The following is a 7158-nucleotide window of genomic DNA, read 5'->3' on the forward strand; positions in this document are numbered from 1 at the left end:
GCTAGCCATCGCCCATGAAAAAAACCCCGCCACTGGGACGGGGTTTCTCGTTTCTGCGGTCAGTCAGTGCGCCTGGCTGACCGCGGCGCTGCCGACCGGATTGCGCGGGTCGCTGCCGCCGCTGAGCACGTTGCTGCGACGGTCCCATTCCACGGTCTGCAGGTTGCCCCAGACGTGGCTGGAACCGCGGCCGCCAGCTGCGGTATCGCCGGGCAGGTCGATCTTGTGGCCCATCGCCTGCAGCTGCTTGATGGTGCCCACATCGAAGGTACCGTCCTCGGCCTCGATCAGGTCCGGCAGCCACTGGTGGTGGTAGCGCGGCAGCGCGGCGACCTGCTGGGCGGTCAGGCCGTCGTCGTACCCCAGGATGCCCAGCAGCACCATGGTGATGATGCGGCTGCCACCGGGCGTGCCGAGCACCACGACCTTGTCGGCGGACTCCATGAAGGTCGGGGTCATCGAGCTGAGCATGCGCTTGCCCGGCTTGGGCGCATTGGCCGCATAGCCCATCACGCCGAAGGCGTTCGGCGTGCCCGGCTTCAGCGCGAAATCGTCCATTTCGTTGTTGAGCAGCACGCCGGTGCCGGACGGAATCAGGCCCGAGCCGTACAGCAGGTTCACGGTCTGGGTCGCGCCGACGCGGTTGCCTTCGCGGTCGATGATCGAGAAATGGGTGGTCTCGTCATCTTCCAGCGGGGTCGGGTTGCCCGACAGCAGATCGCTGGGGGTGGCCTTGTCGGGGTGGATGGTGGCACGCAGCCCCTGCGCGTAATCCTTGCTGGTCAGCACCTTCTGCGGGATGTCCACGAAATCCGGATCGCCCAGGAAGAAGGTACGGTCGCGGTAGGCGCGGCGCATGGCTTCCACCACCAGATGGGTGCGGTGCGCCGGATCCATCGCTTTCAGGTCCCAGCCTTCCAGGATCTGCAGCATGGCGGCCAACGCGATGCCACCGGACGACGGCGGCGAGGCGGTGGTGATGGTCCAGTCGCGGTACTTGAAGGCGATCGGGTCGCGCAGCTTGACCCGGTAGCCGGCCAGTTCCTCGGCGGTCCAGTGTCCGCCGGCCTGCTTCACGCCCTTGAGCAGCAGCTTGCCGGTCTCGCCCCGATAGAAGCCATCGAAGCCCTGGTCGGCCAGGCGCTCCATGGTTTTGGCCAGTTCCGGCTGGCGGAACAGGTCGCCCTCGGCGATCGGCTTGCCGTTGCGCTCGTAGACCTCGCGCGTGCCGGGGTAGCGCTGCATCACCTCACGCCGGGACTGATAGCCCTTGGACATGCGCGCGTACACCGGGAAGCCATCGCGCGCGATGCGCATCGCCGGCTCCAGCGAGGTCTTCAGCGGCAGCTTGCCGTGCTTGGAGGACAGTTCCACCAGCGCGGCCGGCAGGCCCGGGATACCGGCCGACCAGGCACCGTTGACCGAACGGTCGCGGTCCAGGTCACCCTTCTTGTCGAGAAACGCCTCGGGCGTGGCGGACTGCGGCGCGGTTTCGCGCGCGTCCAGCATCACGTCCTTGCCGGTGGCCGCATCGTGCAGCAGGAAGAACCCGCCGCCGCCGAGGCCCGAGCTGATCGGCTCGACCACCGCCAGCGTGGCAGACACGGCCACGGCGGCGTCGAACGCGTTGCCGCCCTTGGCCAGGATCTCCATGCCCGCTTCCGTGGCCAGGTGATGGCCACTGGCGACGGCGGCGCCGTCCGGGTGTTTGGCCAGAACCGCCGGTGCGGATTCAGCGGCCCAGGCACTCGGGGCCACCAGCAGGACGAGCAGCAACCAACGACGCGACAGCGTTCTCATTTCGGCAGAAACTCCGTGACATACAATTCGGGATGATCGCGCTGCAGCCCGTGCAGCTTGGCCAGCAGGGCGTCCTGGGTTTCCGGAATGTCCGGATCGGGATCGATGCATTCGACCGGGCAGACGACCACGCACTGGGGTTCGTCGAAATGCCCCACGCACTCGGTGCAGCGGGCCGGATCGATCACGTAGATGGTTTCACCCATCGAAATGGCCTGATTGGGACAGGCCGGCTCACAGACGTCGCAATTGACGCAGAGCTCATTGATTTTCAGCGACATGGCGTTACTCCACGCCCGCGCCGGCGGATGAGAACCGGCCCACGCGGGCGCGCGGGCCGGTCATCGGTGACGCCCCTGCGGGCGCCACCCGGGCCGCGCACAAGGCACGGCCGCCACTGCACGGGTTACTTGGCTTCGACGAAGATGTACTCGGCGCCGGTCGGCTGGATGATCGACTGGACGCGGGCGTTGTCGGCGGCCTTGCCGATGAACACCACGCGCACACCCTTCATCGAGTCCGGCGAGACGTCCTTGAACACGGCCTGGATCATGTCGGCCATCTTGGCCGAGGCCGAGGAACCGAAGGCCAGCATGTTGCCCGGCTGCACGCCACGGCCCACAGCCTGGGTGGCGCTTTCGACCTGGCGCTCATACTTGGCCGCGAATTCCGGGTCCGATTCCGGGGCGAGGTAGTACAGGTACGGGCTGTTGCTGATGTTGCCCATGTTCTGCACGGCCACGGCCTGCAGGTACTTCTTCCAGCCGGCATCGTCATCGGCAGCCGGGGCGACAAGCGCCTGCTGGGCTTCGACGACCGGCGCGGCCTCTTCCTTCTTGCAGGCGGTGAAGGCCAGCGCGAACGACGCGATCAACATGGCACGCATGGTGTTGTTCATGGAATTCCTCCCTTGGTGATTCTTGGTATGTATGGGTCTGACAGGTACTACGCTTGGCCCGACTTCGCTTCACGGACCTTGCGCAGTGCCTCAAGCACGGCGGACGGCACGAAGCCGGACACGTCGCCGCCCAGGCGGGCGATCTCGCGGACCAGCGAAGACGAAATGAAGCTGTGTTGCTCGGCCGGGGTCAGGAACAGGGTCTCGACCTCCGGGATCAGATGGCGGTTCATGCTCGCCATCTGGAATTCGTACTCGAAATCGGAGACCGCGCGCAGCCCGCGCAGCAGCACCCCGCCCTGCACCGAGCGCACGAAATGCGCCAGCAGGGTATCGAAACCACGCACTTCCACGTTGCGGTTGTGGCCCAGCGCATCACGGGCGAGCTGGACGCGCAGCTCCAGCGGCAGCGTCGGCCCCTTGGACGGGCTCTGCGCCACGCCCACCACCACCTTCTCGAACAGGGGTGCAGCGCGGTTCACCAGATCGATGTGACCGTTGGTGATCGGATCGAAGGTGCCCGGGTAGACAGCAATGCGGCGGTTGGCCACGGTCATACGTCAGCTACGCGTGTTGGTCTGGTGAAAGTGTAGCAGTGGCGCGGCGATACAGGGCAAAACGGACCTCCCGGGTGCCCCCCTCGCGGTGCAGCAGCCACGGCGCGGGCATCTTCGGCGCCTGATCGGCCGGGGACTCCACGTACACCCAGGCATCAGGCGCCAGATGCGGGGGCAGCCCCGCCATCACGGCCTCCCACAGCCCATCGGCAAACGGCGGATCGACGAACGCGATATCCGCCAGCGGTCCGGCCGGCTGCCGCAGCCACTGCAGCGCATCGGCCTGCACCAGGGCGATCTGGTCCTGCGCCCCCAGCTTGGCGACCGACTCGCGCAGCTGCCGGGACAATGCGGGATCGCGCTCCACCAGCGTAGCCTGCGCCGCCCCGCGCGAGACCGCTTCCAGCCCCAGCGCCCCGCTGCCGGCGAACAGATCCAGCACCCGCGCCCCGCCCAGGCGCGGCATCAGCCAGTTGAACAGGGTCTCGCGCACCCGGTCACTGCTGGGCCGCAGCCCCGGCGACAGCGGCACCGGCAGCTTCGTATTGCGCCATTTGCCCCCGATGATCCGCACCTGGCCCACGGCAGCGGCCGGCTGACGCGGTTTCATGCGGGGCTCCGGAGATGGATGGCGATCGGATGGGCGAGCGGGCGGGAAAGCGTCATGGGCAGGCAGGCAGGTAGTTCAGGACGACATTCTAGGCGGTCCAGTCGCTGTCTTTGCCAGGCACCCCGATGCTGGAATGAAATGCAGCCACGCATGGCGTGGCTCTACCTGTCGCACGTCCGACCCACCTTGTAGAGGCAGGCGCCGCACTCCTGCTTGCGATTCGGCCCCGAAGGCTGCCGACACTCTTGAATTCGGGACAATCCACCCCTACCCCTTGAGCCAGCCGCCGCGCCGGGCGCGGCAATGTCCCAAGGAGCAACACGACCCATGACCGTGCAGACCCAAAAAGAAACCCTGGGCTTCCAGACCGAAGTCAAACAGCTGCTGCAGTTGATGATCCACTCGCTGTACTCCAACAAGGAAATCTTCCTTCGCGAGCTCATCTCCAACGCGGCCGATGCCTCGGACAAACTGCGCTTCGAAGCGCTGACCCAGCCGGCCCTGCTTGAGAACGACGGCGACCTGCGCATCCGCGTCAGCTTCGATGCCACCGCCAACACCCTGACCATCGACGACAACGGCATCGGCATGAGCCGTGACGAAGCGATCGCCCACCTGGGCACCATCGCCAAGTCCGGCACCGGCGACTTCCTGCGCCAGCTCTCCGGCGACCAGAAGAAGGACTCCCAGCTGATCGGCCAGTTCGGCGTCGGCTTCTACAGCGCCTTCATCGTCGCCGACCAGGTGGACGTGTACTCCCGCCGCGCCGGCCTGCCCGCCAGCGAGGGCGTGCACTGGTCCTCGCGCGGCGAAGGCGAGTTCGACGTGGAAAGCATCGACAAGCCCGAGCGCGGCACCCGCATCGTGCTGCACCTCAAGGATGACCAGCGCGACTTCGCCGATGGCTGGCGCCTGCGCGGCATCATCAAGAAGTACTCCGACCACATCGGCCTGCCGATCCAGATGGCCAAGGAACACCACGGCGAAGATGCCCCGGCCGAGGTCGAATGGGAAACCGTCAACCGTGCCAGCGCGCTGTGGACCCGCCCGCGCACCGAGATCACCGACGCCGAGTACCAGGAGTTCTACAAGCACGCCGCGCATGACCACCAGGATCCGCTGGCGTGGAGCCACAACAAGGTTGAAGGCAAGCTGGAGTACACCTCTCTGCTGTACGTGCCCGGCCATGCGCCGTTCGATCTGTACCACCGTGACGCGCCCAAGGGCCTGAAGCTGTACGTGCAGCGCGTGTTCGTGATGGACCAGGCCGAGCAGTTCCTGCCGCTGTACCTGCGCTTCATCAAGGGCGTGGTGGATTCCAACGATCTCTCGCTGAACGTTTCGCGTGAAATCCTGCAGTCCGGCCCGGTCATCGATTCGATGAAGTCGGCGCTGACCAAGCGTTCGCTGGACATGCTGGAGAAACTGGCCAAGGACAAGCCGGAGGTCTATGCCGGCTTCTGGAAGCAGTTCGGCCAGGTGCTCAAGGAAGGCCCGGCCGAGGACTACGGCAACCGCGAGAAGATCGCCGGCCTGCTGCGCTTCGCCTCCACCCATGACGACAGCGGCGAGCCCAGCGTCTCGCTGGCCGATTACGTGGGCCGCATGATCGAAGGCCAGGACAAGATCTACTTCCTGACCGGCGACAGCTACACCCAGGTCAAGGACAGCCCGCACCTGGAAGTGTTCCGCAAGAAGGGCGTGGAAGTGTTGCTGCTCACCGACCGCATCGACGAATGGTTGATGGGGTACCTGACCGAGTTCGACGGCAAGTCGTTCGTCGATGTCGCGCGTGGCGATCTGGACCTGGGCGCGCTGGAAACCGCCGAAGACAAGCAGGCCCAGGAAGCCGTGGCCAAGGACAAGCAGGCCCTGGTGGACCGTATCAAGGCCGCACTGGGCGATGACGTGGCCGACGTGCGCGTCTCGCACCGCCTGACCGACTCCCCGGCAATCCTGGCGATCGGCGAACAGGACCTGGGCCTGCAGATGCGCCAGATCCTGGAAGCCAGCGGCCAGAAGGTGCCCGACAGCAAGCCGGTGTTCGAGTTCAACCCCGGCCATCCGCTGATCGGCAAGCTGGACCAGGAAGGCGATGCCGCGCGCTTCGATGACCTCAGCCGCGTCCTGTTCGACCAGGCCGCGCTGGCCGCGGGCGACACGCTGAAGGACCCGGCGGCGTATGTGCGCCGGCTCAACAAGCTGTTGCTCGAGCTGTCGGCGTAAGTCGCTCTGCGGGTGGGTGCCGGCCAAGGGTCGGCACCTGCCGGCGTTGATGATGCGTGGCGCCGGACTGTGGCCGGCGTGCGCGATCGAGTCAGGCCCAGCGGTCGAGCAAGGTGCCCAGCATCTGGTCCTGGCGGCGGAGCACGGTCGCGTTGGCGGCGAACGCCAGCGCGGCTTCTCTGGCCGTGAGCAGGTCCGCGATCGGCGCATTGGCATCGTCGGGCGCGGTGATCACGGTGGCGGTGACGCCGCCGCCTGCCGCTGCAGTCTGCGCGACGCCCAGGCGGGTCGCATCCGGGACCGGCAACCGTGCCACGTTGGACGCGGCGCTCTGTACCCCGAGCGAGGCGGCACGCATGCCGGTACTGGCAATGGACATCACGCTCATCGGTCACCGTTTTCTGCTGTTCCGGCCGCGCCGGCATGGCGCAGCCCTTCACAACCGGTAACGGCCGCATCGGCCATTACTTGAGTCCCGCCCCACCGCACCTGCACGCCCATGGGCCTTCGGGGCGCAGTGGTAGCATACCCCTCTGATTTCAGCGTCTTTTGCCAATGCTCAGCTTCTTCCGCCGCAAAAAGCCCCAGGACGCCCCGCAAGAGGCGGCCAAAACCCAGCATTACTCCACCGAGGAGCTGGCAGCCGCGTTCCCGCAGGCCAATCCCCAGCCTGCAGAACCGCCGGCGCCTGCGCCGCTGCCGCCGGCAGCGGAAGCCCCGGTGCCTGCCGTCGCGCCGACTGCCCCCGCAGAGCGCGTGATCGCGCCGACCCCGGAGGTTCCCGCCCCGGCAGTTCCGAAGCCTGTAGTTTCGACCCCGGTCGTGCCGGCCCCCGTTGTACCTGCGCCCGTGGTCGCACCGCCTGCCGCCCCGCCGCCGGTCGCGCCGGCACCTGTAGTGACCGCACCGGTTGTCCCGGCTCCGGCTGCTCCTGCACCTGTCGTCGCGGCGCCGGCTCCAGCAGCTCCCGTGGAGGACCGCGCGGCACCGGCCGCACCGAGCCCGGCACCGGCCGCACCGGTGAGCGCACCTGCGCCGCCCGTCGTCGCGCCGCCGGTGGCTGCTCC

Annotated in this window: 7 protein-coding genes; 1 reads left to right on the top strand and 6 read right to left on the bottom strand. The window is 67.2% G+C overall.

Features of this window, described 5'->3' with window-relative positions:
• Window positions 1-63 precede the first annotated feature (63 nt).
• The 5 genes from ggt to rsmD form a co-directional block, all read right to left on the bottom strand.
• Window positions 64-1800, bottom strand: a complete 1737-nt coding sequence (gene ggt / locus HMPREF3113_RS01145) for a gamma-glutamyltransferase (RefSeq protein ID WP_070470292.1) — start codon at window positions 1798-1800, stop codon at window positions 64-66.
• Window positions 1797-2081, bottom strand: a complete 285-nt coding sequence (locus HMPREF3113_RS01150) for a YfhL family 4Fe-4S dicluster ferredoxin (protein ID WP_070427136.1) — start codon at window positions 2079-2081, stop codon at window positions 1797-1799. The genes ggt and HMPREF3113_RS01150 overlap by 4 nt, the downstream gene beginning before the upstream one ends.
• A gap of 125 nt (window positions 2082-2206) precedes the next feature.
• Window positions 2207-2698 (bottom strand): hypothetical protein, encoded by a 492-nt coding sequence (locus HMPREF3113_RS01155; RefSeq protein ID WP_019183240.1) that lies wholly within the window; start codon window positions 2696-2698, stop codon window positions 2207-2209.
• Window positions 2699-2745: 47 nt separating this feature from the next.
• On the bottom strand, window positions 2746-3255 hold the full coding sequence (gene coaD / locus HMPREF3113_RS01160; RefSeq protein WP_019183241.1) for a pantetheine-phosphate adenylyltransferase: 510 nt from the start codon (window positions 3253-3255) through the stop codon (window positions 2746-2748).
• 7 nt (window positions 3256-3262) lie between these two features.
• The gene (gene rsmD, locus HMPREF3113_RS01165) at window positions 3263-3865 is read right to left on the bottom strand and encodes a 16S rRNA (guanine(966)-N(2))-methyltransferase RsmD (RefSeq protein ID WP_070470295.1); all 603 of its coding nucleotides are present in this window, start codon (window positions 3863-3865) and stop codon (window positions 3263-3265) included.
• 327 nt (window positions 3866-4192) lie between these two features.
• Between rsmD and htpG the strand changes: the two genes are divergently transcribed.
• Window positions 4193-6091, top strand: a complete 1899-nt coding sequence (htpG, locus tag HMPREF3113_RS01170; RefSeq protein ID WP_019183243.1) for a molecular chaperone HtpG — start codon at window positions 4193-4195, stop codon at window positions 6089-6091.
• Between the two features lie 91 nt (window positions 6092-6182).
• Here htpG and HMPREF3113_RS01175 read toward each other — a convergent pair whose 3' ends face one another.
• The gene (locus HMPREF3113_RS01175) at window positions 6183-6479 is read right to left on the bottom strand and encodes a hypothetical protein (protein WP_070470297.1); all 297 of its coding nucleotides are present in this window, start codon (window positions 6477-6479) and stop codon (window positions 6183-6185) included.
• Window positions 6480-7158: the final 679 nt, after the last annotated feature.

This window comes from Stenotrophomonas sp. HMSC10F06 (assembly GCF_001807865.1).
In the GTDB taxonomy this organism is placed as follows: domain Bacteria; phylum Pseudomonadota; class Gammaproteobacteria; order Xanthomonadales; family Xanthomonadaceae; genus Stenotrophomonas; species Stenotrophomonas bentonitica_A.